The organism is Variovorax sp. 350MFTsu5.1, assembly GCF_048302515.1.
In the GTDB taxonomy this organism is placed as follows: domain Bacteria; phylum Pseudomonadota; class Gammaproteobacteria; order Burkholderiales; family Burkholderiaceae_C; genus Variovorax; species Variovorax guangxiensis.
Genome location: NZ_CP157620.1, coordinates 3987951 through 4013147, shown reverse-complemented (window position 1 = coordinate 4013147; position 25197 = coordinate 3987951). Strand labels below are relative to the sequence as shown.

Annotated in this window: 24 protein-coding genes; 20 read left to right on the top strand and 4 right to left on the bottom strand. The window is 68.6% G+C overall.

Going from position 1 to position 25197, the window contains the following annotated elements:
* Positions 1-50: 50 nt before the first annotated feature.
* From ABL843_RS18245 to ABL843_RS18160, 18 genes are all read left to right on the top strand, one after another.
* A complete protein-coding gene (locus tag ABL843_RS18245; RefSeq protein WP_418116759.1) occupies positions 51-1310 on the top strand; it encodes a D-amino acid dehydrogenase in 1260 nt (419 codons plus the stop codon).
* A 182-nt stretch (positions 1311-1492) separates the two neighbouring features.
* Positions 1493-2476 (top strand): Bug family tripartite tricarboxylate transporter substrate binding protein, encoded by a 984-nt coding sequence (locus tag ABL843_RS18240; RefSeq protein WP_418116758.1) that lies wholly within the window; start codon positions 1493-1495, stop codon positions 2474-2476.
* A 31-nt stretch (positions 2477-2507) separates the two neighbouring features.
* Entirely contained in the window at positions 2508-3323 is an 816-nt protein-coding gene (locus ABL843_RS18235) for an SDR family oxidoreductase (protein ID WP_369661893.1), read from the top strand.
* A 26-nt stretch (positions 3324-3349) separates the two neighbouring features.
* Positions 3350-3898, top strand: a complete 549-nt coding sequence (locus ABL843_RS18230; RefSeq protein WP_093200616.1) for a cupin domain-containing protein — start codon at positions 3350-3352, stop codon at positions 3896-3898.
* A 14-nt stretch (positions 3899-3912) separates the two neighbouring features.
* The gene (locus ABL843_RS18225; RefSeq protein ID WP_418116757.1) at positions 3913-4770 is read left to right on the top strand and encodes an alpha/beta fold hydrolase; all 858 of its coding nucleotides are present in this window, start codon (positions 3913-3915) and stop codon (positions 4768-4770) included.
* A 43-nt stretch (positions 4771-4813) separates the two neighbouring features.
* Positions 4814-5659 (top strand): IclR family transcriptional regulator, encoded by an 846-nt coding sequence (locus ABL843_RS18220; protein WP_126022078.1) that lies wholly within the window; start codon positions 4814-4816, stop codon positions 5657-5659.
* 10 nt (positions 5660-5669) lie between these two features.
* Complete coding sequence (locus tag ABL843_RS18215; protein WP_418116756.1) at positions 5670-6509, top strand: SDR family oxidoreductase; 840 nt, start codon at positions 5670-5672, stop codon at positions 6507-6509.
* Positions 6502-8202, top strand: a complete 1701-nt coding sequence (locus ABL843_RS18210) for a thiamine pyrophosphate-binding protein (protein ID WP_418116754.1) — start codon at positions 6502-6504, stop codon at positions 8200-8202. Before ABL843_RS18215 ends, ABL843_RS18210 begins: the two co-directional genes overlap by 8 nt.
* Positions 8203-8216: 14 nt before the next feature.
* Positions 8217-9014 carry an aspartate dehydrogenase gene (locus ABL843_RS18205; RefSeq protein ID WP_184637186.1) on the top strand — a complete coding sequence of 266 codons (798 nt, stop codon included), beginning with the start codon at positions 8217-8219 and terminating at the stop codon, positions 9012-9014.
* A gap of 12 nt (positions 9015-9026) precedes the next feature.
* Positions 9027-10505, top strand: coding sequence for an aldehyde dehydrogenase (locus tag ABL843_RS18200; RefSeq protein ID WP_418116753.1), 1479 nt, complete (start codon positions 9027-9029; stop codon positions 10503-10505).
* 150 nt (positions 10506-10655) lie between these two features.
* On the top strand, positions 10656-11627 hold the full coding sequence (locus ABL843_RS18195; RefSeq protein WP_418116751.1) for a VOC family protein: 972 nt from the start codon (positions 10656-10658) through the stop codon (positions 11625-11627).
* A gap of 17 nt (positions 11628-11644) precedes the next feature.
* Entirely contained in the window at positions 11645-12640 is a 996-nt protein-coding gene (locus ABL843_RS18190; RefSeq protein ID WP_418116750.1) for a Bug family tripartite tricarboxylate transporter substrate binding protein, read from the top strand.
* Positions 12641-12667: 27 nt separating this feature from the next.
* A complete protein-coding gene (locus ABL843_RS18185; RefSeq protein ID WP_418116749.1) occupies positions 12668-13846 on the top strand; it encodes an FAD-dependent monooxygenase in 1179 nt (392 codons plus the stop codon).
* Positions 13847-13880: 34 nt separating this feature from the next.
* Positions 13881-14105: a recombinase-like helix-turn-helix domain-containing protein gene (locus ABL843_RS18180; RefSeq protein ID WP_126022084.1), complete on the top strand. Its 225-nt coding sequence runs from the start codon at positions 13881-13883 to the stop codon at positions 14103-14105.
* Between the two features lie 17 nt (positions 14106-14122).
* Positions 14123-15178: a Rieske 2Fe-2S domain-containing protein gene (locus tag ABL843_RS18175; RefSeq protein WP_418116748.1), complete on the top strand. Its 1056-nt coding sequence runs from the start codon at positions 14123-14125 to the stop codon at positions 15176-15178.
* 19 nt (positions 15179-15197) lie between these two features.
* A complete protein-coding gene (locus tag ABL843_RS18170; RefSeq protein WP_418116747.1) occupies positions 15198-16166 on the top strand; it encodes a PDR/VanB family oxidoreductase in 969 nt (322 codons plus the stop codon).
* Between the two features lie 44 nt (positions 16167-16210).
* Positions 16211-17317, top strand: a complete 1107-nt coding sequence (locus ABL843_RS18165) for a porin (RefSeq protein ID WP_418116746.1) — start codon at positions 16211-16213, stop codon at positions 17315-17317.
* Between the two features lie 36 nt (positions 17318-17353).
* Complete coding sequence (locus ABL843_RS18160; protein WP_418116744.1) at positions 17354-18697, top strand: MFS transporter; 1344 nt, start codon at positions 17354-17356, stop codon at positions 18695-18697.
* A 213-nt stretch (positions 18698-18910) separates the two neighbouring features.
* On the opposite strand, the gene ABL843_RS18155 is transcribed toward ABL843_RS18160, so the two are convergent.
* On the bottom strand, positions 18911-19045 hold the full coding sequence (locus ABL843_RS18155; RefSeq protein ID WP_418116743.1) for a hypothetical protein: 135 nt from the start codon (positions 19043-19045) through the stop codon (positions 18911-18913).
* 308 nt (positions 19046-19353) lie between these two features.
* Here ABL843_RS18155 and ABL843_RS18150 point away from each other — a divergent pair, with 308 nt between their 5' ends.
* Positions 19354-21594: a M1 family metallopeptidase gene (locus ABL843_RS18150; protein WP_369661903.1), complete on the top strand. Its 2241-nt coding sequence runs from the start codon at positions 19354-19356 to the stop codon at positions 21592-21594.
* Between the two features lie 67 nt (positions 21595-21661).
* On the top strand, positions 21662-22084 hold the full coding sequence (locus tag ABL843_RS18145; protein WP_369661904.1) for a hypothetical protein: 423 nt from the start codon (positions 21662-21664) through the stop codon (positions 22082-22084).
* 10 nt (positions 22085-22094) lie between these two features.
* Here the strand turns inward: ABL843_RS18145 and ABL843_RS18140 are convergent, their stop codons facing one another.
* Genes ABL843_RS18140 through ABL843_RS18130 form a run of 3 tightly spaced genes read right to left on the bottom strand, consistent with a single transcriptional unit; the run spans position 22095 to position 25085 of the window.
* Positions 22095-22844, bottom strand: a complete 750-nt coding sequence (locus ABL843_RS18140; protein ID WP_418116742.1) for a transporter substrate-binding domain-containing protein — start codon at positions 22842-22844, stop codon at positions 22095-22097.
* 49 nt (positions 22845-22893) lie between these two features.
* A complete protein-coding gene (locus tag ABL843_RS18135; protein ID WP_418116741.1) occupies positions 22894-24375 on the bottom strand; it encodes a sensor histidine kinase in 1482 nt (493 codons plus the stop codon).
* A complete protein-coding gene (locus tag ABL843_RS18130) occupies positions 24372-25085 on the bottom strand; it encodes a response regulator (RefSeq protein ID WP_369661907.1) in 714 nt (237 codons plus the stop codon). The genes ABL843_RS18135 and ABL843_RS18130 overlap by 4 nt, the downstream gene beginning before the upstream one ends.
* Between the last annotated feature and the right edge of the window lie 112 nt (positions 25086-25197).

The following is a 25197-nucleotide window of genomic DNA, read 5'->3' as shown; positions in this document are numbered from 1 at the left end:
CGGCCCTGTACCCTCGGCTGCGTCACGGCAGCTTCAAAAGGGTTGTTCTCATGCGGGTCCTGATTCTCGGCAGCGGTGTCATCGGCACCTCGATCGCGTATTACCTGGCGCGTGCCGGTCACGAGGTGACGGTGCTGGAGCGCCAGCCGGCGCCCGCGCTCGAAACCAGCTTCGCCAACGCGGGCGAGGTTTCGCCCGGCTACTCGGCGCCATGGGCCGGGCCCGGGGTGCCGGTAAAGGCCGTCAAGTGGATGCTGATGCAGCACAGCCCGCTGGTCATCAAGCCGATGCTCGATCCGGCGATGTGGCGCTGGGGCCTTGCGATGCTGCGCAACTGCACGCAGGCGCGCTACGAGATCAACAAGAGCCGCATGGTGCGGCTCGCCGAATACAGCCGCGATTGCCTCAAGGAGCTGCGCGCCGACACCGGCATCGCCTACGACGAGCGCATGCAGGGCACGCTTCAGCTCTTTCGCACGCAGCAGCAGCTCGACGGCACCTCGAAGGACGTCGAAGTGCTCCAGGCCTCGGGCGTGCCCTACCAGCTGCTCGACCGTGAAGGCTGCGTGCAGTACGAGCCCGCGCTCGCGGCGGTGAAGGGCAAGTTCGTCGGCGGTTTGCGGCTGCCGGGCGACGAGACCGGCGACTGCTTCAAGTTCACGCAGGCGCTGGCGAAGCTGGCCGAGGCCGAGGGCGTGAAGTTCAGGTTCGGCGTCAACATCCAGGCTCTCGAGCACGACGCGGTCAAGGGCATCACTGCGGTGCGCACCGATGCCGGCAGCTTCACGGCCGATCGCTACGTGGTCGCGCTCGGCAGCTATTCGCCCGCGCTGGTCAGGCCGCTGGGCATCCGGCTGCCGGTGTATCCGGTCAAGGGTTTCTCGATCACGGTGCCGATCACCGACGCCAGCGGCGCGCCCGAATCGACGGTGATGGACGAGACCTTCAAGGTGGCGGTCACGCGCCTGGGCGATCGCATCCGCGTGGGCGGCACCGCGCAGCTCTCGGGCTTCGACCTGCGGCTCAACGAGCGCCGGCGCGACACGCTCGAGCACGTCGTGACCGACCTGTTCCCCAAGGGCGGCAGCGTGCGCGACGCTTCCTTCTGGACCGGCCTGCGCCCCATGACGCCCGACGGCACGCCCGTGATCGGCTCCACCCGCATTCCCAACCTGATGCTGAGCACCGGCCACGGCACCCTCGGCTGGACCATGGCCGCGGGCACAGGCCGCGTGATGGCCGACCTGATTGGGGGCAGGGCGCCCGGCATCGACATGGAGGGCCTCACCGTGGCGCGCTACGGCGGCTGACGCTTCGCTCCTTCTCCTCGACGCCAGGACAGGGCGGCCCGAAAGGCCGCCCTGTTTTCGTTGTGACACAAGGATTGGGGTTTTCCCTTAGTCATGAAGTTGTCTTCTTCGATATTCTTCGTGGCGTTCCATTAATAAATCGTTGTTTCTTTAGTGAAACAAAACCGAGCCGAACGGACACGATGAAACAGACACGCCGCCTTGCCGTCGCCGCCGCCATTTCCATGGCCGCCGCTTGCGCCTCCGGACTCGCCTGGGCAGCCGACAGCTACCCCGTCAAGCCGATCACGCTGGTCGTCGCCTATCCGGCCGGTGGCGACACCGACGCGCTGGCGCGGCTGTTCGCCGAGAAGCTGTCGACGCGCGTCGGCCAGCCCGTGGTGGTCGACAACCGCCCCGGCGCCAGCGGCATCATCGGCAGCGCCTACGTGTCGAAGGCCACGCCCGACGGCTACACGCTGCTGCTCGCGCCCAGCACCTTCTCGATCGCGCAGCTGGTGCTCAAGACCAACGGCTCGGGCTACGACGTGCTCAACGGCTTCACGCCCATCGTGCAGACGGGCAGCCAGCCGCTGTTCCTCGTGGCCGGCGGCAACAGCGGCCTCTCCACGGTGAAGGACGCCGTGGCCGCGGCCAAGGGCGGCAAGACGCTGAGCTACGCGAGCCCGGGCAGCGGCTCGCCGATGCACATCCTGGGAGAGATGTTCGCCCGCGCATCCGGCACCACGCTCGCGCACGTGCCCTACAAGGGCGTGGCGCCCGCCATCAACGACGTGCTGGGCGGCCATGTGCCCGTCACCTTCATCACGCTGGGGCCGGTGGCGCCGTACATCGCCAACGGCAAGCTGCGCCCGCTGGCCGTGGCCTCGGCCCAGCGCTCGCCGCTCGCGCCCAACGTGCCCACGCTGGCCGAGCAGGGCTACAAGGACGTCGAGGTGACGGCCTGGAACGGCCTCTGGGGTCCGCGCAACCTGCCGCCCGAGATCGTGAAGACGCTCAACGGCCACTTCAACGAGATCCTGAAGATGCCCGAGATCGTCTCTCGCATGGCCGTGCTCGGCACCACGCCCGTGGGCGGCGACGCCGAGGTGCTCGGCAAGACCAACGCCGCCGACTACGCGCGCTTCGGCAAGGTCATCAAGGAACTCGGCATCCAGGCCGACTGACCCCCGCGACCGATCCACGGACCTCATTTCCATGACCGAACTCAAAGCCATCGCCGATCCATCGAGCCTGCAGGCACTGCTCGCCGAGCTGCCCGCCAACCTGCTGGCCGGCCGCCGCGTGCTCGTGACCGGCGGCGCGCGCGGCCTGGGGCTCGCTTTCGCGCAGTGCGTCGCCGCCGCGGGCGCCAGCGTGGTGCTGGCCGACATCCTCGGCGAGCTGGCCGAGACCGAGGCGAAGGCGTTGCGCGAAGCCGGCCGCAACGCGCATGCGCTGCCCGTCGACCTGGCCAACCCCGGCTCCATCGTGGCCTGCGCCGACGAAGCCATCCGCCTGCTCGGCGGCCTCGACGGCCTGGTCAACAACGCCGCCATCACCAACTCGGGCGGCCGCGACGCGCACCAGCTCGAGATCGACGTGTGGGACCGCGTGATGAACGTCAACGTGCGCGGCAGCTGGCTCATGGGCCGCGCCTGCCGGCAGGCGCTGGCCGGGAGCGGACGCGGCGCCATCGTCAACCTCGCTTCCGACACCGCGCTGTGGGGCGCGCCCAACCTGCTGGCCTACGCGTCGAGCAAGGGCGCCGTCATTTCCATGACGCGCTCGCTGGCGCGCGAATGGGGCGGCGACAACATCACCGTCAACGCCGTGGCGCCGGGCCTCACGCTGGTGGAAGCCACCGAATACGTGCCGATGGCGCGCCACCAGAAGTACCTCGAAGGCCGCGCCATCCCGCGCGAGCAGCAGGCCGCCGACGTGTGCGGCGCCACCGTCTTTCTTCTTTCCGGGCTCGCGCGCTTCGTGACGGGCCAGCTGCTGGCCGTCAATGGCGGCTTCGCGATGCACTGAATTTTTCCGACCAAGGAGTACACCCGATGAGCGACCTGTCCGAACAGCAGAAGATCAACGAAACCGCCGCCAGCAGCCTGGCGCAGCCCGAGGGCAGCAGCCTCGCGGAGTGGATGAACACCCGCATCGCGCGCTACGAAACCCGCAAGTACGACTGGGACGCGCTGAAGTTCCAGGCCGACTTCGATCCCAAGTTCCGCCGCGCCCAGATGCGCTACGTGGGCACCGGCGGCACCGGCGTCGCGAAGGACGTCAACACCGTCCCCGCCGAGCACTTCACCTTCTCGACCATGGTGATCCCCGCCGGCCACGAAGGCCCGCCGCACCTGCATACCGACGTAGAGGAAGTGTTCTTCCTGATCCGCGGCAAGCTCAAGGTGGTGATCGAGAAGGACGGCGAGCGCTTCGAGACCATCATGACCGACCGCGACCTGATCTCCGTGCCGCCCGGCGTGTACCGCGAGGAGATCAACATCGGCGACGAGGACGCGCTGATGTGCGTGATGCTGGGTGCGAAGAAGCCCGTCACGCCGACCTATCCCGCCGACCACCCCCTGGCCAAGATCAAGCGCTGAGCGGACGCACGGCCATGAACGTCTCCACCGACGCACTGACGACGCTGCCGGCCTCCGAGCTGGCACGGCTCGACGCCAGCTTCCCGGCCCGCGATGTCGCGGTCGGCGGCGGCGCCGTGGTGTCGGTGCGCGAATGTGGCCAGGGGCCGGCCATCGTGTGCCTGCACGGTATCGGTTCGGGCGCCGCATCGTGGATCGACACTGCCGAGCTGCTCACGCCACAGGCCCGCGTGATCGCGTGGGATGCACCAGGCTATGGCAGCTCGACACCGCTCGAAGCCGCCGCGCCGTCCGCCGCCGACTACGCGGCCCGGCTGGGCCAACTGCTCGACGCGCTCGGCATCGAATCTTGCGTGCTGGTCGGCCATTCGCTGGGCGCGATCACCGCCGCCTCGGCCGCGCGCACCGATGCGCGCATCCGCCGGCTGGTGCTGGTGAGCCCCGCCATCGGCTACGGCGGCGCGTCGCGTGCCGAAGCGCGCGCCAAGGTCCGCACCGAGCGCCTTGCCACGCTCGACGAGCTCGGCATCGCCGGCATGGCCGCGAAGCGTTCGGCCCGGCTGGTTTCCGACAAGGCCTCCGAGCACGCCCGCCAGTGGGTGCGCTGGAACATGGCCCGCCTGAACGACCACGGCTACCGCCAGGCCGTCGAGCTGCTGTGCAACGCCGACCTGCTGGCCGACCTGCCGCCGCCCATGCCGGTGCGCGTGGCCTGCGGCGCGCTCGACGTGGTCACGCCCCCGGCGGCCTGCGAAGAAGTCGCGCGCAAGTGCGGAGTGCGGCTCGAATTGGTGGACGATGCGGGCCACGCCGGCTATGTGGAGCAACCGCAGGCCGTCGCGAAGCTGCTGAGCGAATCCCTCGCCGGCTGACCGCAAGCAACCACCAGAGACATCCAAGGAAGGAACCACAGGCATGGCCAGCAACAACAACGACGGCAACGAGGCGATGGAAGAGGGCGCCGACCGCTACAACGTGCCCGCGCTGGAGCGCGGACTGCGCGTGCTGTGCGAGTTCAGCCGCGAAAGCCGCACGCTCTCGGCGCCCGAACTGGCGCGCCGCTTTGACCTGCCGCGCTCCACCGTCTTCCGCCTGCTCACCACGCTGGAGAACATGGGCTTTCTCGAGCGCACCGAGGGCGGCCGCGACTACCGCCTGGGCCTGGCCGTGCTGCGCCTGGGCTTCGAATATCTCGCCTCGCTGGAGCTCACCCAGCTGGGCACGCCGCTGCTCAACCGCCTGTGCGACGAACTGCGCACGCCCTGCAACCTGGTGGTGCGCGACGGCCGCTCCATCGTCTACGTGGCCAAGGTGGCGCCGCCCACGCCCTTCGCCAGCTCGGTCACCGTGGGCACACGGCTGCCGGCCCATGCCACGGTGCTGGGCCGCATCCTGCTCGAAGACCTCACGCTGCCGCAGCTGCGCGCCCTCTACCCCGAAGACAAGCTCGAGACCTTCTCGCCGAGCACCCCGAAGACCGTGACCGAGCTCTTCGACATGGTGCAGGCCGACCGCCAGCGCGGCTACGTGCTGGGCGAGGGCTTCTTCGAATCGAACATCTCCAGCATCGCCGCGCCGGTGCGCGACCACAGCGGCCACATCGTGGCGGCGCTGGGCGCCACCGTCACCGCCAGCCACATCGAGGAGAGCCGCATCGACGAGATGGTGCAGCGCGTGCGCGGCACCGCCGACGAGATCTCCGGCCTGCTCAATTACTCGCCCGCGCGTACCGCCAACGTGGTGCCGCTTCGCTCAGCCTGATTCCGGGACCATGACCGCCCAAGCTCTTTCTTCCTCTTTCTTCGCCGCCGATGCGCTGGCCGGCCGCGTGGCCGTGGTCACGGGCGGCTCGTCGGGCATCGGCCTGGCCACTGTCGAACTGCTGCTGGGCTGCGGCGCCTCGGTGGCCCTGTGCGGCCGCAATGCCGGGCGGCTCGATGGCGCCGTGGCCGGCCTGCGCGGGCAGTACCCCGGCGCGAAGCTCTTCGCGCAGACCTGCGACGTGCTCGACGCCGCCTCGGTGCGCTCCTTCGCCGCCGCCAGCGAAGCCGCGCTCGGCCCGGCCTCGATGCTCGTCAACAACGCGGGGCAGGGCCGGGTCTCGACCTTCGCGGACACCGACGACAAGGCCTGGACCGAAGAGCTGAACCTGAAATTCTTCTCCGTCATCAACCCGACGCGCGCCTTCCTGCCGCAGCTCGCGGCGCAGCGCGCAGTGCTGGGCGATGCCTCCATCGTCTGCGCCAACTCGCTGCTGGCGCGCCAGCCCGAGCCGCACATGGTCGCCACCTCGGCCGCGCGCGCCGGCCTCTTGAACCTGGTGCGTTCCATGGCCACCGAGTTCGCGCCGCAGGGCGTGCGCGTCAACGGCATCCTGATCGGCCTCGTCGAATCGGGCCAGTGGCGCCGTCGCTTCGAGGCGCGCGAAGACAAGTCGCTCGGCTGGGCCGCATGGAGCGGCCAGCTCGCGAAGAACAAGCACATTCCGCTGGGTCGCCTGGGGCTTCCGACAGAAGCCGCCCGCGCGATCCTTTTCCTCGCTTCGCCCCTCGCGTCGTACACGACGGGCAGCCACATCGACATCTCCGGAGGCCTGTCACGCCATGCATAACCCCAGCAACACCGTCACCGTCGGCGCCGTCGTCGCCGCCTTTCTCGAACAGTGCGGCGTCAAGGCGGCCTTCGGCGTGATCTCGATCCACAACATGCCGATCCTCGATGCCTTCGCGCAGCGCGGCACGGTGCGTTTCATCTCGGCGCGGGGCGAGGCCGGCGCGGGCAACATGGCCGACGCCTACGCGCGTTCCACCGCCAGCCTGGGCGTGTGCATCACCAGCACCGGGCCCGCCGCGGGCAACATCGCGGGCAGCATGGTCGAGGCCCTGACGGCCGGCGCGCCCGTGCTGCACATCACCGGGCAGATCGAGACGCCGTACCTCGACAAGGGCATGTCGTACATCCACGAGGCACCCGACCAGCTCACCATGCTCAAGGCCGTGTCGAAGGCTGCGCTGCGCGTGCGCAGCGTCGAAACGGTGCTCGGCACGCTCAAGCGCGCCGTGCAGCTTGCCCTGACGGCACCGACGGGCCCTGTCAGCGTCGAGATCCCGATCGACATCCAGTCGGCGCTGACCACGATGCCGGCCGACCTGTCGCCGCTGCCCATCGAGCGCCCCGTGCCATCCGCCGCCACGCTCGACGCGCTGGCCGCGCGCCTCGCCGCCGCCAGGCGCCCGATGCTGTGGGTCGGCGGCGGTGCCCGCCATGCCCGCGCCGCTATCCAGCGCCTGCAGAAACTCGGCTTCGGTGTCGTCACCACGACGCAGGGCCGCGGCACTGTGCCCGAGGACGATGCCGGTTCGCTCGGCGCCTACAACATCCAGAAGCCGGTCGAGGCCCTGTACCAGACCTGCGACGCGATGCTCGTGGTCGGCTCGCGCCTGCGCGGCAACGAGACGCTCAAGTACGAACTGAAGCTGCCGCGCCCGCTGTACCGCATCGACGCCGACGCCGCCGCCGAAGGCCGCTGCTACGCGTCCGAAGCCTTCGTCTGCGGCGATTCCGCGCTGGCCCTCGAAGGCCTGGCAGACCGCCTCGAAGCCGCCAGGTACAAGGCCGACCCGCAACTGCTGGTCGACCTGCGCGCCGCCCACGACCAGGCGGTTGCGGCGCTGCGCGACGGCCTCGGCCCGTACGCCGAGCTCGTGCGCCAGCTCCAGTCGGCGGCCGGCCGCAACTTCAACTGGGTGCGCGACGTGACCGTCTCCAACAGCACCTGGGGCAACCGCGAACTGCGCGTCTTCGAACCGAGCGCCGGCGTGCACGCCACGGGCGGCGGCATCGGCCAGGGCATGCCGATGGCCATCGGCGCGGCCATCGGCGCGGCGGTGACGGGCTCGGGCCGCAAGACCTTCTGCCTGGCCGGCGACGGCGGCTTCATCCTGAACCTGGGCGAGCTGGCCTGCATGGTGCAGGAGAAGGCGCCCATGGTGATCGTGCTCATGAACGACAAGAGCTACGGCGTCATCAAGAACATTCAGGACGCGCAGTACGGCGGCCGCCAGTGCTATGCCGAGCTGCACACGCCCGACTACGACCTGCTGTGCAAGTCGATCGCGCTGCCGCATGCCCGCGTGCGGGACCTGGCCGAGCTGCCCGCCCGCCTCGGCGAGGCGCTGGCGGCCGAAGGTCCGTTCCTGCTGGAGATCGACATGCTCTCGATCGGCAGCTTCAAGACCACCTTCGCCGGCCCGCCGACCAACACGGTCACGCAGATCCCGGCGCTCGGCACGGCCGGCAAGTGAGCGAAGCCCGTTCCATGACCACTCCCACGCGTATCGCACTCGTCGGCTGCGGAGCCATCGGCACCTCGGTGCTCGAACTGCTCCACGGCGATCCGGCCCTGAAGGTGGTGGCCGTCGTCGTGCCCGCCGACGCGATTGCCTCCGCGCGGAAGGCGGCGCCCGACGCGCAGGTGGGCAGCGCCTTGCCTGCCGCCGGCATCGACCTCGTGGTCGAGACCGCGGGCCATGCCGCCATCGAGCAGCACGTGCTGCCCGCGCTCGCACGCGGTACGCCCTGCGTGGTCGCCTCGGTCGGCGCGCTGTCGGCCACGGGCTTCGCCGAGAAGCTCGAAGCCGCGGCCGCTGCAGGCAAGACGCAGGTGCAGCTGATTGCCGGCGCCATCGGCGCCATCGACGCGCTGGCTGCCGCCCGGATCGGCGGCCTCGACAGCGTGCGCTACACCGGCCGCAAGCCGCCGCAGGCGTGGAAGGGCACGCCGGCAGAGCAGGGCCGCGACCTCGGCGCGCTGGCACGCGAAACCGTGATCTTCGAGGGCAGCGCGCGCGAAGCGGCCTTGCTCTATCCGAAGAACGCCAACGTGGCCGCCACGGTCTCGCTCGCGGGGCTGGGGCTCGACCGCACCATGGTGCGGCTCATTGCCGACCCCGCCACCGCAGAGAACGTGCACACCGTCGAAGCCGAGGGCGCCTTCGGCAGCTTCGAGCTGACCATGCGCAACAAGCCGCTCGCGGCCAACCCCAAGACCTCCGCGCTCACCGTCTACAGCGCCGTGCGCGCGCTGCGCAATCGCGTGGCCGCGCTGGCCATCTGAGCCCGACATTCCATGATCTCTTCCGAACTCCTTCCGATCTGCATCGCCGGCGAATGGCGCCTGGGCGGCGGCGACATCTACGAAAGCCTCTACCCGGCCACCGGCGAGCCCATCGCGCGGCTGCGGGCCGCGAGCCTGGCCGACGTCGAGGAAGCCATTGCCGGCGCCGACCGCGCGTTCCGCACCAGCGGCTGGGCGCAGCGCCTGCCGCACGAGCGCGCGGCCGTGCTGCACCGCGTGGCGCAGCTGATCCGCGAAGAGGCCGAATCGCTCGCGCAGAAGCAGCGCCTGGACAACGGCAAGCCCATCAACGAGACCCGCAACCTCGTGGCCAGCGCCGCCGGCACCTTCCAGTTCTTCGCAGCCGCGCTGGAAACGCTCGAAGAAACCATCACGCCCTCGCGCGGCGCCTTCGTGACCATGAGCGTGCACGAGCCCATGGGCGTGGTCGCGGCCATCACGCCGTGGAACTCGCCCATTGCCAGCGAGGCGCAGAAGCTGGCGCCCGCGCTGGCCGCCGGCAACGCGGTGGTCGTGAAGCCCGCCGAGGTCACGCCGCTGATGGCGCTGGAGCTGGCGCGCATCTGCGAGAAGGCCGGCGTGCCCAAGGGCATCGTCAGCGTGCTGCCGGGCCGGGGCTCGGTGATCGGGGACGCGATCACCAAGCATCCGCTGGTCAAGCGCGTGTCGTTCACCGGTGGCACCACCACCGGCAAGCACATCGCCCACATCGCGGCCGACAAGATGATGCCGGTGTCGCTGGAGCTCGGCGGCAAGTCGCCGACCATGGTGCTGGACGACGCGGACCTCGACCACGCGGTGAACGGCGTGCTCTACGGCATCTTCAGCTCGTCGGGCGAGTCGTGTATCGCGGGTTCGCGCCTGTTCGTGGCGCGCGGCATCTACGACGAGTTCCTGACGCGGCTGGCCGAAGGCGCCAACGCGCTGCGCGTGGGCGATCCGGCTTCGGAGCGCACGCAGATGGGGCCGCTCATCACGGCGAAGCATCGCGAGGGTATCGAGCGCTACGTGGAGCTGGGCGTTTCCGAAGGCGGCAGGATTCGCACGGGCGGAGTACGCCCGCACGGCGACGGCTATGACCGGGGCTACTTCTACCAGCCGACCATCCTCGAAGGCCTGACGAACAGCGCCCGCATCAGCCAGGAGGAAATCTTCGGCCCGGTGCTGGTCGCCATGCCCTTCGACAGCGAGGAAGAGCTGATCGCGCAGGCCAACGACAGCGTCTACGCGCTGGCGGCCGGCGTGTGGAGCCGCGATTTCAAGCGCGCCTGGAAGCTGGGCCGCGCGGTGCAGGCCGGCACGGTCTGGGTCAACACCTACAAGCAGTTCTCGGTGTCCACGCCCTTCGGCGGCTGGCGCGACAGCGGCCTGGGCCGCGAGAAGGGCCGCGAGGGCATCTTCCAGTACATGGAGCAGAAGAGCATGTACTGGGGCACGAACGAACAACCCCTGCCTTGGGCAGCACCATGAAAACCCCCAGGCTTCGCGCACTTCGTGTCGCTTCGCCCACCCCCTTGCAGGGGGCAATACCTGCGGCCCGGCAAAGCCGGTTCCGCGGTATTCCTGGAACGAGCTGTTCGGCGCCGCGCGTGTGCCGGTCGGCATGACAGAAAGATTGAAATGAGCGTACTTGGCATCGACCAGATCACCTACGGCGCGGACGACCTGCCCGCGTGCCGCCAGTTCTTCCAGGACTGGGGCCTTTCGCTGAAGTCGGAGGCCGCCGACGAACTCGTCTTCGAATGCCTCAACAGCTGCAAGGTGGTGGTCGCCGCGCTGGACAAGCCGGGCCTGCCGCCCGCGATGGAAGAGGGCCCGACGCTGCGCGAAGTGGTGTGGGGCGTGGAAAGCGAGGCCGACCTCGCCCGCTATGCCGACGCCATCGCGCAGGACCCGGGCTTCTTCGACGCCACGGTGGACGGCGCGCGCCGCATCGGCTGCATCGACCCCAACGGCCTTGCGGTGCGCCTGCAGGTCAGCCGCAAGCATGCGGTGCAGGTCGACTGCGGCGCCATGAACACCTGGAACGCGAAGCTGCGCATCAACCAGCCGGCGCCCATCTACGAGCGCGCCGTGCCCATCGAGGTGGGCCACGTCGTGTTCTTCGTGAGCGACGTGAAGACCACCAGCACCTTCTACGCGCAGCGCTTCGGCTTCGTGGGCTCCGACAGCTACCCCAACCGCGGCGCCTTCATGCGCTGCGCGGCGGAGGGCGGCCACCACGACCTGTTCCTGCTGCAGATTCCCTCGGGCAAGCGCGGGCTGAACCACGTGGCCTTCACCGTGCGCGACATCCACGAAGTGTTCGGCGGCGGCCTGCACTTCTCGCGTTGCGGCTGGGAAACCCAGCTCGGCCCGGGGCGGCACCCGGTGTCGTCGGCGTACTTCTGGTACTTCAAGAACCCGGCAGGCGGCCTCATCGAGTACTACGCCGACGAAGACCAGCTCACCGCCAACTGGCAGCCGCGCGAGTTCGAGCCGGGCCCGACGGTCTTCGCCGAATGGGCGGTGGACGGCGGTCTCGACGGCAACACCCGCCGCCAGAAGAACGCGGAAGGGCCCAAGGGCGCCTTCCTCACTGAAAAGAAATGACTCACCCGACCACCGACATGCAAAGACGTCTTTCCTTCTCCGTCCTGTTCGCCGCACTCGCGGCCTTCACGCTCGCCGCGCCCGTGCACGCGCAGCAGAGCGAGGCGCAGAAGCAGCTCTCCAGCGAGCGCTTCACCATCATCTCGCCGTTCCCGCCGGGCGGCCCGGTCGACACGCTGGCCCGCGTGCTCTCTGACGGTCTCGCCAAGCGCTACGGCCAGGCTGCGGTGGTCGACAACCAGGTGGGCGCGGCCGGCAACATCGGCATGGACAAGGTCAAGCGCGCCAAGGGCGACGGCCACACGCTGCTGGTGATCCCGGCGGGCAACGTCACCATCAACCCGACGCTGATGCCCAACTTCCCCTTCGACATGGCGAAGGACTTCGTGCCGGTCACCATGCTCGCGAAGGCGCCCAACGTGCTGGTGGCTTCGCCGGCATCGGGCATCAAGAACGCGAAGGACCTCGTGGCGCAGGCCAAGGCCAAGCCCGGCACGCTGTCGTATGCCTCGCCCGGCGTGGGCAGCGGCCTGCACCTGGCGGGCGAGCTCTTCAAGCAGCAGGCCGGCATCGACATGCTGCACGTGCCCTACAAGGGCACGGCGCCCGCGCTCAACGACGTGCTCGGCGGCACCGTGCCACTGATGTTCAGCAACCTGCCGGCGACGCTGCCCTTCCTGAAGAACGGCAAGCTGGTGGCCATCGGCGTGACCGAGGCCAAGCGCAGCGCGGCGGCACCCGAGATTCCGACGCTGGCGGAGCAGGGCATCCAGGGCGTGACCGTGACCTCTTGGTACGGCCTGATGGCGCCCAAGGGCACGCCGCCGGCCGTGGTCGAGCAGCTCGCCAAGGACGCGGCCGAGATGCTCTCGAAGCCCGACGTGCGCGAGCGCCTGAAGCTGCAGGGCATGACCGACGCGGCCATGAAGCCCGCCGAGTTCGCCGCCTACATCCGCGACGAGACGGCCGTGTGGGCCAGGATCATCAAGGCCCGCAACATCGTCGCCGAGTAAGCGGAAGAAGGACCCGGGGAGACACCCATGAAGACCATCACCACAAGCGAATCCACCATCGGCATCGTCGGCGCGGGCATCGGCGGCCTCGTGGCAGCCATCGCGCTGCGGCGCGCGGGCCACGGCGTGGTCGTGTTCGAGCAGGCGAAGCAGTTCGCCCGCGTCGGCGCGGACATCAATCTCACGCCCAATGCGGTGCGCGCGCTCGACGGCCTCGGCGTGGGCGAGGCGGCCCGCGTGACGGCGGCACGCCCGTCGCACCGCATCAGCCGCACCTACGACACCGGCGAGGAAACCTCGCGCCTGGAAATGGCCGAGACCGCCGAGCAGCGCTACGGCGCGCCGCAGCTCACCATCCACCGCGCCGACCTGCTGGCTGCGCTGGCCGACATGTTCCCGGCGGAGCAGGTCGCGCTCGGCAAGCGCGCCGAGAAGATCGCGGCCGATGAAAAGAGCATCAGCCTCTCATTCGCGGACGGCACCGAGGCCCGCGTCGGTGCGCTGATCGGCGCCGACGGCATCCACTCCTGCGTGCGTACCGCGATGTTCGGCGCCGAGAGCCCGCGCTTCACCGGCATCGTGGCCTACCGCGCAGTGGTGCCCGCCGAGCGCGTGGCCGGCGTGCCCAACCTCGGCGCCTTCACCAAGTGGTGGGGGCCGAATCCGCAGAGCCAGATCGTCACTTTCCCGCTGAACCGGGGCAGGGACATCTTCATCTTCGCCACCACGCCGCAGGACAGCTGGCACCTGGAGTCGTGGACCGCGCCGGGCAGCGTCGACGAGTTGCGCGAGCAGTACGTGGCCTACCACCCCGAGGCGCGCGCGCTGCTCGACGCCTGCGACACGGTGCTGAAGACCGCGCTGTACGAGCGCGACCCGATGCCCGCCTGGACGCAGGGCCGCATGGCGCTGCTGGGCGATGCCGCGCATCCGATGCTGCCCTTCATGGCGCAGGGCGCGGGCATGGCCATCGAGGACGCCGTGGTGCTGTCGCGCCACCTCGACGGCGTGGCGATGGCCGATGTGCCTGCCGCGCTCAAGGGCTTCGAGACCGCCCGCATCGAGCGCGCCAGCCAGGTTCAGCTCGGCTCGCGCGGCAACAACTGGCTGCGCGAAGGCGGCAACGCCGACTGGGTCTACGGCTACGACGCCTGGGCCGCGCCGCTCGCGACCCCGGCCATGGCCGCCGCTGCAGCAGCAGCCTGATTCTTCATTTCACCTCGCCCCACGGAGGCACACGATGCAAACCCAAGACCGCTACCTGCAACCGCACCAGGCGCGCCGCCGCCCCGCGACCACCTACGAAGACCTGCTGGGCGACGTGATCGAGCGCGCCTTCGCCGACGGCATCCACGACCTGCCGGGGCTGGTGCAGCGCCTGAACGACAGCGGCCTCGCCACGCCGGGCGGCCAGCAATGGACCGAAGAGCTGTATCGCAAGGAATTGGCGGCGCTGGCTGCCTGAGAGGGAAAAGGAACATCATGACCATCGCCATCCAACCCGCCGGCAACGCTGCAGCGGACCCGGTCGACCATCTGCTCGAGATCGGCCTGAAGGACCTCTGGTATCCGATCTGCCCCTCGCACTTCATCAAGGAGAACCCCGTCTCCCTGCGCCGCCTCGGCCGCAAACTCGCGCTGTGGCGCGACGGCGACGGCGTGCTGCACGCGCTGGAAGACCGCTGCCCGCACCGCGGCGCGCCGCTGTCGCAGGGCGTGGTGCTGGGCGACCGGCTCTCGTGCCCGTACCACGGCGTGGAAGTGCGCCACGACGGCGTGGTCACGCGCGTGCCCGGCAGCCCCGGCTGCAAGCTCGAGGGCTCGAAGGCCACGATGCATTTCCACGTGCAGGAGCGCGCGGGCGCGGTGTTCATCTACAACTCGAAGGAGCCGGTGGACGTGCCGCCGCCGCTGGTGCTGCCCGAGCAGCTCACCGACGAGGCCGAATACAGCAGCTTCCTCTGCTACACCGAGTGGAAGGGCGACTACCGCTACGTGCTCGACAACGTGATGGACCCGATGCACGGCACGTACCTGCACAAGCAGTCGCACTCGATGGCCGAGGGCGATTCGAGCGCGAAGTTCGGCATCCGCCAGACCGACATCGGCTTCGTCTTCGAGAAGGAAGGCCAGCGCAACGTCAACTTCGACTGGACCGAGTGGGCCGACACCGGCATCCACTGGATGCGCCTGGAGATTCCCTACCCGAAGACCGGTGGCCCCGGCGGCAACTTCATCATCATCGGCGCCTTCTCGCCCATCGTGAAGGGCATGACGGCCACCTTCTTCTGGCGCGTGCGCAAGCTGCAGCCGGGCTGGCAGCGCGACACCTGGCGCTTCCTCTATCGCAACCGCCTGGAGGCGCGCCACTGGCACGTGCTGGAGCAGGACCGCGTGATGCTCGAAGAGATGGAAGCCGACGCCAACCAGCACGAGAACCTGTACCAGCACGACCTGGGCATCGTTCGCCTGCGCCGACACATGCGCAATCTGGCGGTCGCGCAACTCGCCCAGGCGAGCGAGACCGCTACGGCCTGACAAGGGAGAGAGCTTCGCCATGTCTTCCCCAACGCTCAACGCCCTGGTGCACACCATGCGCTACGAGGCCGACGGCATCGTGAGCGTCGAGTTCCGGCCGGCCACGCCCGCGGTGGATTTCCCCGCCTTCGAGGCCGGCTCGCACATCGACCTGCACCTGCCCAACGGGCTGGTGCGCAGCTACTCGCTGTGCAACCCGGCTAGCGACCGCCAGCGCTACGTGGTGGGCGTGCTCAACGACCGCAAGAGCCGCGGCGGTTCGCGCTACGTGCACCAGCAGCTGCGCGTGGGCATGACGCTGCCCATCTCGGCGCCGCGCAACAACTTCAAGCTGGAAGAGGGCGCCGAGCGCTCGGTGCTCGTGGCCGGTGGCATCGGCGTCACGCCCATCTGGTGCATGCTGCAGCGGCTGGTGGCCATCGGCAAGCCGGTCGAGATCGTCTACTGCGCCCGCACCCGCAAGGAGGCCGCCTTCTGCGACGCCATCGAGGCGCTGGCGAAAGAGAAGTCGGTTGAGCTCACCTGGCACTTCGACGACGAGAAGGGCGCGCCGCCCAACCTCGTCGAGCTGCTGTCGGGCAAGGGCGCTTCCAGCCACTACTACTGCTGCGGGCCCACGCCGATGCTCGATGCCTTCGAGAAGAGCTGCGAGCAGCTGGGCTATGCCAACGCGCACATCGAGCGCTTCGCCGCCGTGCAGGTGGAATCGGGCGCCGCCTCGCAGGCCTGCGTGGTGGAGTGCGCCAGGAGCGGCAGGAGCGTCGAGGTGCCGGCGGGCAAGTCGATTCTCGACAGCCTGATCGACGCCGGGCTCAACCCCGACCACAGCTGCAAGGAAGGCGTGTGCGGCGCCTGCGAGACGGCGGTGCTCGAAGGCGATATCGACCACCACGACGGCATCCTCACCAAGATCGAACGTGCGTCCAACAAGACCATGATGATCTGCGTCTCTCGCTGCAAGGGCGAGCGTCTGGTGCTCGACATCTGAACAGGGCCGAAGGCCGACAGAAGAAAACTACCCGAGACAACTCAATGAAAAAGTACCTGATCGCGCTGGCTGCGGCCAGCGGGGCTGGCGCAGCGCTGGCCCAATCTTCCCTCACGCTCTTCGGCGTGGTAGATGCGGCCGTCACCTACACCAAGGGAAGCGGCCCCGGTTCGGCCCACAAGACGCAACTGAGCAACAGCGGCAACATGTTCAGCCGCCTCGGTTTTCGCGGCACGGAGGACCTGGGCGGTGGCTACTCCGCCAACTTCTGGCTGGAGATGGGCCTGCAGAACGATAGCGCGCAGGGCTTTCCCTCGAACACCAACAACCAGGCCAGCGGCAACGGGCCGGCGGGCGTGCTGAGCTTCAACCGCCGCTCCACCGTAAGCCTCGCCGGCCCCTTCGGCGAAGTGCGGCTGGGCCGCGACTACGTGCCGGCCTTCTGGAACACGGCCATCTTCGATCCCTTCGGCACGGGCGGCGGCATCGGCGCCAACCAGATCTATTTCTCGGGCCTGGGCGGGCTCGTCGCGCCCACCGGCACGCGCGCATCGAACAGCATCGGCTACCTGCTGCCGGCCAGCCTCGGTGGCTTCTACGGCCAGGTGATGTACGCCATGGGCGAGAACGACTCCAGGTCGGTGCTGCCGGGCACGCTGGTGTCGAACAGGCACGACGGCGACCACACCGGCGCGCGCTTCGGCTACCAGGGCGGCGGCCTCAACATCGCGCTGGCCATCGGCCGCACGCGCTATGCGAGCGGCGACCTGCGCGTGACCAACCTCGGCGCCTCCTACACCTTCGACGCCTCGCTCATGAACCTCAAGCTCACGAGCGAGCTGTACAAGGAGTCGAAGGGCAGCACCGACGCCAGGGGCGTTCTGGTCGGCTTCCAACTGCCCATCGGGCCCGGCGAGATCAAGGCCTCGTATGCGCGCTACCGGCTGGAGCCGGCGGGTGCGTTGCTGAAGCCGACCTCGTCGAAGCTGGCCATCGGCTACGTGCACAACCTCTCGAAGCGCACCGCGCTGTACGCGACCATCGCGCGCATCAGCAACAGCAACGGTGCATCGCAGGCGCTCTCGGGCGCGATCACCGCGCCGAACCGTGCCTCCAGCGGCACCGAGTTCGGCATGCGCCACATGTTCTAGGCGCGCGCCAACAACCCCACCCCGGCAGGACAGGTCATGCAGAACAGCAACAGCGACAACAACAGCAGTAGCAGCAAGAGCTTTCGTTGGTACGGCGTCATCACGCTGTTCGTGATCGTCGCGATCTCCTACGTGGACCGCATCAACATCGCGGTGCTCATCACGGACGCGGCGTTCCTGAACCATGTGGGCCTTGCGGCCACCGACCGCGTGAGCCAGGGCTTCCTGGCGACGGCCTTCATGCTGGGCTACGGCGTGTCGGCCTTCGTGCTCACGCCGTTCTGCTCGGCGCTCTTCGGCGTGCGGCGCAGCCTGGTCTACGGGCTGATCCTGTGGGGCGTGGTGACCTGGGCCTCGCCGATGTTCCACAGCTACGGCCTGCTGCTGGCGTCGCGCGTGCTGCTGGGCGTTTCCGAAGGTCCGCTCTTCTCTCTGGCTTCGGCGTACATCAAGGCGCACTTCCGCAGCGACGAGAACGGCAAGCCCAACGCCTTCGTCAACATGGGCACGGGGTTGGGCCTGGCCATCGGCTATCCCCTGGTGGGCTGGCTGCTCACGCAGTTCGCGTGGGACAGCTCCTTCCACGTGCTCGGCGTGCTGAACATCGTGCTCGGCATTCCGCTGGTGCTGGCCTTCGTGCGCATGCCGGCGGGGCATGCCGATGGCGTGAAGCCGTCTTCCTTCGGCGAGGCGATGTCGCGCGTGGGCGGCATCGTGAAGGGTGCGCTCCATACGCGGCACCTGTTCCTCATCACGCTGCTCACCTCGGCAGCGCTGGCGTACCTCTGGGGCAGCAGCAACTGGCTGCCGACCTACCTGCGCGAGGCGCGCGGCTTCTCGATGCGCGAGATGGGCTGGCTGGCCTCGCTGCCGCAGTACGCCACCGTGCTCGCGGTGTTCGTGGGCGGCGTGCTCATCGACAAGGTGGGGCGCGAGCGCGTGCCCTTCATCTTCATGGGCGCGAGCGTGGGCGTGGCGCTGTCTGTGCTGATGGCCATCAATGCACGCGACCCTTATGCGGCTGCGTGCTGCCTGGTAGCGGCCAACTTCTTCTGGGGCCTGCAGAGCCCGGCCATTCCGAGCACGGTGCAGTACTGCTCGCGGCCCGAGCACACGGCCAGTGCCTTCGGCGTGACCAACGGCGTGGGCAGCCTCGTGGCGGGCTTCATGCCGGCGCTGATGGGCGGCGTGATCGGCGCGATGTCGCATGGCGCGGGCGCCGGTCCCGCCGCATCGGCGGCTTCGTCGGCCTCCGGTTTCTTTGCGGGCTTCGCATTGCTCATCGGCACGCAGATCGTCGTGTTCGGCTGCGGCTTCATGCTGTGGCTGCGCGACCGCTCGCACGGCGCGCACACAGTCTCTGGTTCACAGCTTTCATAGGCTTTTCGAAGGCTTGTACCTTCGTACTGTGGCCGTCGCGTCACAGTGTCGCGAGCCGTTTTCCGTCATCTGCGTGAGCAGGTGTTTCTGCGGCTGAACCATCTTCGTATTGCATGGCATGCACCGCATGCCATGACGCCATTCGGCCTATGGCGCGCGAACATTTTGAGAAAGAAAAGTTCCGCGATTCGTTGAGCGCGCAGCGTCCATCAGCTACAACTGTGTGACATCAATGGACGAGGGAATGCGCGTGAAATCAACGACAAGAGCCGCAGCAAGTCTTGCCATCGCCAACACGGCCGGCACCGTTTCCGCTTCGCGGACGTGCAGCGCGCCGACGATGCGCATGCACTGACGAAGGCCTTCGCGCTACAAGCCCCGCCTCCACATCCCATCACCCCGCGATCGCCGGGAATGGAACCCCTTACGCCTCGCATCCTGGGACCGCCGCTTCGCGCGCGGTGTGACCCTGCATGACTGTGTGGTCCTGACGAACGGATGAGTTCGCCGGGAGGGCGCCGTGTTGCCCGTTTCTTCCCGATTCCCCCGTTGTTCATCTCACTCATCACCGCGCGCGTCATGCGCATCGCAGGCTATCCGCCGGCGCATGCGGGACGGCGCATGTTTCTTCTTACCAAGAGTACTCAGAGGCGATCATGAAAAGATTCAATACACCCGTGGTCAATCATCTTGCCATCACCGCAGTGACCCTTGCCGTGCTCACGGCTTGCGGCGGCGGCGGAGACAGTGGTGGCGCTTCGTTCGGCGGTGCCGGCACGGGGCTCAGCGCTCCGTCTGACCAGGTCGTTTCCGCTCCCGTTTCCGATCCCACCGCCAAGGCACCCGATGACGGCGCGCCCAACCTCGCCGACAACTCCGCTTCGGCAGTCGACCGCTCCGCAAAGCCGATGGAACTGCCCGACACCGTCTGGCCGAGCAACTACAAGCTCTGGTTCCGGCCCGACGCGGCGCTCAAGACCTTCGTGGGTCGTGGCGACGTGGAGATCGAAGTGCTCAAGCCGGTCGATGCCATCGTCGTCGCCGCGCACAACCTGAACTTCGCGAAGGGCCGCACCACGCTGCGCAAGGTGTCGAACCCGGGCGAGGCGATTCCACTCATTCCCACGCCGCAGACGCTGGGCGACTTCGTGCAGCTGCGGCTGAACGACGGCCAGATCGCCAAGGGCAAGTACCTGCTGCACATGGAGTGGGACGGCAAGATCCAGTTCTCCGACGCCGAGTACTGCCCGCCCGCCGAGGTGGCGCGCAACCCGTTCTGCTCGGCCGCCACCGGCATCTTCAAGGTGGGCCTTTCCACGCCCGAGGGCGTGAGCAGCGACGCCATCGTGACGCAGGGCGAAACCAACTACGCGCGGCAGTGGTTCCCGGGATGGGACGAGCCGGCCTTCCGCCACACCTTCGAGATCTCGGCCGAGGTGCCGGGCGACTGGAAGACGGTGTCCAACGGCGCGCAGATCGAGGCGACGAAACTGCCCGACGGCTACCAGCGCGTGGCTTTCGAGAAGACGCCCTCGATGCCGATGTACCTGACCTTCTTCGGCGGCGGCAAGTTCGACATCCTGGCCGACAAGTTCAAGAACCCGCTGGACGGCAGCGAGATGCCGCTGCGCTGGTTCACGCCGCCGGGCCGCTCCGACTGGGCCAAGTTCGCGATGGAGTGGACCAAGGTGTCGATGGACTACTACTACAACTACACGGGCATCCCGCTGCCGTTCAAGAAGTTCGACACCGTCGCGGCCAACGACAGCTACGACAACAAGCCCAACACCGGCTTCGGCGGCATGGAGAACTGGGGCTCGATCTTCGAGTTCGCGGACTCGGTGCTCACCAAGCCGGGCGACACGCCCACGCTGTACTCGGTGACGGTGGTGACGCACGAGGTGGCGCACCAGTGGTTCGGTGATCTGGTCACGCTCGACTGGTGGGACAACGTGTGGCTCAACGAGTCGTTCGCGCGCTGGTTCGAAAGGCGCACCACGATCAAGTTCCACCCCGAGTACTACAGCTTCTCCGACTACGTTCTCGACAAGCACAACGTGATCGTGGCCGACCTGAAGAACACGGCCGTGCCGGTGCAGCGCAACCTCAACGACGCGGGCTCGTTCGGCTTCATCAGCCCGTCGATCTTCGTCTACAACAAGGGCAGCCACGTGCTGGAGACCATCCAGAACTACATCGGCGAAGAGGCGATGCAGAAGGGCCTGCGCATCTACCTGAAGGACTACGCCTTCGGCAACGTCACGCCCTCGCGCCTGTGGAGCTCGCTGGAGAAGGCCAGCAACGGCAAGAAGGTGAGCGAGATCGGCGACAGCCTGATCCGCCAGACCGGCATTCCGCTGCTCACGGTGGACGCGCAGTGCGCGGGCAACAGCACCTACGTGAACATCACGCAGGAGGCCTTCCCCAACCAGAACCTGTACCCGGCATCGACCTGGACCATTCCCGTCACGCTGGCCTATGGCGACTCGATGGAGCAGCGCAAGACCTTCGTGATGTCGGGCAACAGTACGCAGGTGGAGCTGCCGGGCTGCACCGCGGTGCTGGCGGGGCCGACCGGGCAGGACTACTACGTGAGCAACTACAGCGCCCCCTCGTGGAGCGCTCTGCTGGCCAAGGCGCAGAACTTCGCGGGCAACAAGCCGCTCTTGCTGAACATCGAGCGCGATGCGTTCCGGCTGCTGAGCGTGGGCCGCATCACACAGGCGCAGTACGACCAGATCAAGGGCGTGCTGAACTTGCCGGCGCCGCTGCTGGCGAAGACGCAGGTGAGCGAGCAGAAGATGGTGGCGGTGGCCACCGGCGCGGAGAAGGAGTCGTACCCGCATGCGCTGCGCTTCCAGGGCAGCCTGAAGCTGCGCGACAACGAGAAGCGCTGAGCATCGCCTGAACCGGCGCGCGCTGCCCTCGGCGAGAGCGGTGCGCGCCTCTTCGACAAGGACCATCATGAACACAGCATTCCTGAAATGGCTGGCTGCGGGAGCGGCGGCGCTGCTGCTGTCCGCCTGCGGCGCGAACAGCGGCAACAGCGGCGGCCCCGAGGCCGAACTCGTCGGCACCTACGCCGTGAAGCAGAACGGCGCGCTCAAGGAGCTCATCAAGATCGAACGGCAGGGCGACGGCTACGTGATGCGCGACAAGGTGCGCACGGCGGACTGGAGCGAGCCGAAGATGACGATGAAGCCCGTGACGCGAGAGCACTGGAGCCGGATCACCACCGACAAGGAGAACACCGCCTTCGTCGGCGTGGCCAGCGAGCAGCTCGGCATATTCAAGGTGCCGGCGGGCTGGCAGAAGAACGGCTTCCAGACCTCGACCGGCTACTTCCTCTTCTATTCGCGCGGGCCGGTGGAGGCGTACAAGCTCTGAAGCAGCGAGCTCAGCCAGCGGGCGCCACGCTCGCGCCCTCGATGCGGTGGCGCTTCAGCGCATCGGCCACGAAGCCGCTGGCCTTCATCTCCTCCACGAAGGCGGCGAGCAGGGCCTGCGCTCCGGTGCCGCGGCTGGCGGGCGTGCCCATGGCCTGCTGGATGACCATGAAGCGCCCCGGCAGCACGCGCACGCCGGGTGCGCGCTTCGCCTCGCCCTCGAGCATCTGGCGGATGCCGGCCGCCACTTCGACTTCGCCCGAGCGAAGTGCCGCGAGTGCGGGGCCTGCGCCCTGGAGGCGGACGATCTCGGCCGCCTTGATCTCGCGCGTCAGGAACAGGTCGTAGGCGCTGCCTGCTCCGACGGAGATGCGGTTGCCATTGGCATCGACCTGCGCGTTGTCGGTGAGCGCGGAGGCGTCGGGTACGAGGTAGCTGCCTTCGATCAGCACGTAGGGCGCGGTGAACAGCAGCCCTTCGCTGCGCGCCGGGTCGATGGCGAAGAAGCCGATGTCGGCCTTCTCGTTCTTCACCGCGTCGACCGATGCGGCGGCCTTGTCGAACACCACCAGCTCGATGGCCACGCCGAGGCGCCGCGCGAACTCGCGTGCCAGGTCGATGGAGACGCCCACCGGCTCGCCCGTGGCCGCGTCCTTGTTGGCCAGGATCGGGTTGCCGAGATTGATCGAGGCGCGCAGCGTGCCGCTGGGCGCGAAGGCGGAAACGAGGGCGGGGGAGATCGTCGTCTGCTGCTGAGTCATGGCGTCCTGGCGTCGATGGAGGAAGATGCCCGCCAGTTTACGGGTCAGGCTACGACCCGGCCGGCGCCACGATCCCGAGCGAACCCAGCGGGCCGAGCGGCAGCCGCACCGTGACGCGCAGGCCCGGCCCCACGCCGGTGTCGCCCAGCGCGATGGTGCCACCGTGCGCGTCGATCACCGATCGCACGATGGCCAGCCCCAGGCCGCTGCCGGTCTGCGTCTGGTCGGGGTCGCGGAAGAAACGGTCGAACACGCGCTCGCGCAGTGCCGGCATGATGCCGGGCCCCTGGTCGGACACCGTCAGCACCGCCACGTCGCCGTCGCCCCGGATGCCCACGCTCACCACCGAGCCCACGGGGCTGTACTTGGTGGCGTTGTCGATCAGGTTGTCGATCATCGAGACCAGGCTGTCGCGGTCGCCCATGAGCTCGACGGGCTCGTCCTCCATGAGTTCGATCTCCACCTCGCGCACGTGCGCCAGCGCCGACAGCGCCGCGAGGCGCTCCTGCACTAGGTCGTCCAGCCGTAGCGCGCGCGGCGCCGAGGCGCTGGCGTTGCTGCGCATGAGCCGCAGCAGCTGGCCCACCAGCCGCTCTGCGCGCGCGTTGCTGCTGAGCACGCGCGCGAAGAGCTCGTCCTGCCGCTCGGTGGGAATGTGTTCGATGAGCAGCGACTGCAGTGCCTCCACGTTCACGCGCATCGCCGCGATGGGCGTGCGCAGCTCGTGCGCCGCGTCGGCGATGAAGCTCTGCTCGCGCGCGATGCTGGCGCGCAGCCGCTCCATCAGTGCGTTGAAGTTCTGCACCATCGGCTGCAGCTCGTCGTGGCGCGGCTGCGTCGACACCGGCGCCAGGTCGTGCGGACCGCGAGAGGCGATCTCGCTGGCCACCTTGCGCCACGGCCGCAGCGCCAGGCGGATCGACAGCCACGCCGGAAGCAGCAGGAAGGGCACGCTGATGACCAGCGGCAGGATGTAGTAGCCGCGCGACTGGAAGGTGAGCCACACCTGCTCGGTGCCGGGCGTGACCAGCGTGACGCGCGTCTTGCCGGAAGGAGACTCGATGGTGCGCGCGCGCCAGCTCTTTCCGTTGACCTGCACCGTCTCCCCGATGTCGGGGCGGGTATTGACGATGCCCTCGGGCGGCAGTCCCCGGGAACGGTAGATCTCGTGGCCGTTCTGCCAGACGATGACGCTGGGCGCCATGGCCGCGTCGTCGTTGTCGTCGCCGCCGCCGAAGGAGTTGCGCAGCGCGATGTCCATGGAGCGCAGGCTCTCGTACTGCCGGGCAGGCTGGTCGGTGAGGTTGCGCGCCACGACGAGCATGCTGCGCTGCGAGGCGTCCATGATCGAGAGGTCTTCGTTGAACGCGGAGTTCAGCAGCACCGCGATGGCGAGGCTCCACAGCAGCGTCATCATCCCGACCTGCGCGAACATGAGGCGGCGCACCAGCGAAGGCCGCCGGACGCGCTGCCAGCCGCTGCGCAGCAGCCGCGCGGGGGCACGCGCTATCGAGGCGAGCACCGCGTTCATGTGTGCTCCAGCGGCGGCGGTTGCTGCTGCTGCGCGGCGAGATAGATCACGTAGCCGATGCCGCGCACGGTGCGGATGTAGCCGTCGCCGATCTTGCGGCGCAGGTTGGAGACGTGCACGTCGAGCACGTTGCTGCCGGGCCCCTGGCCCTGCACGGCGCCCTGGGTGCCCGCCACCATGAGCTGCTCGAGCACGCGGCGCGCGACCACGCGGTCGGCCCGCCGCACCAGCAGGCTCAGCAGGCGGAATTCGCTTCGCGAAAGCGAAACCGGCACGCCGTCCACGCGCACGCGCTGCGTCGGCTCGTGCAGCCACAGGCCTCGCACCTCGAAGGTGGCGCCATCGCCGCCGTAGCTGCGCCGCGCAAGGGCGCGCACGCGCGCGAGCAGCTCGGCCAGCACGAAGGGCTTGACCATGTAGTCGTCGGCGCCGCTGTCCAGGCCCTGCAGGCGGTCGTGCAGGCCGTCGCGGGCGCTGAGGATGAGCACCGGCAGCCGCTTGCCGTCGCGCCGCAGCCGGTCGAGCACGTCGAGGCCGTCGCCGTCGGGCAGGCCCAGGTCGAGCAGCAGCAGGTCGCAGCCCTCGGTTTCGAGGATGCGCCGCGCCTCCTCGACGCGGCGCACCCATACCACCTCCATCCCCTGGGTCTGCAAGGCGACGCGAATGCCGGTGGCAAGGTCGAAATCGTCTTCGGCCAGGAGGATCTTCATGGCGGGCAATCTACCTGCCGAAGCTGAAGGATTCCCAAAGAAACAGATACGCAGACGTGCTCCGGCGCACGGGAGGGAGGAGGGCGCCAGCCGGCGGAATTTCAGCAGACCT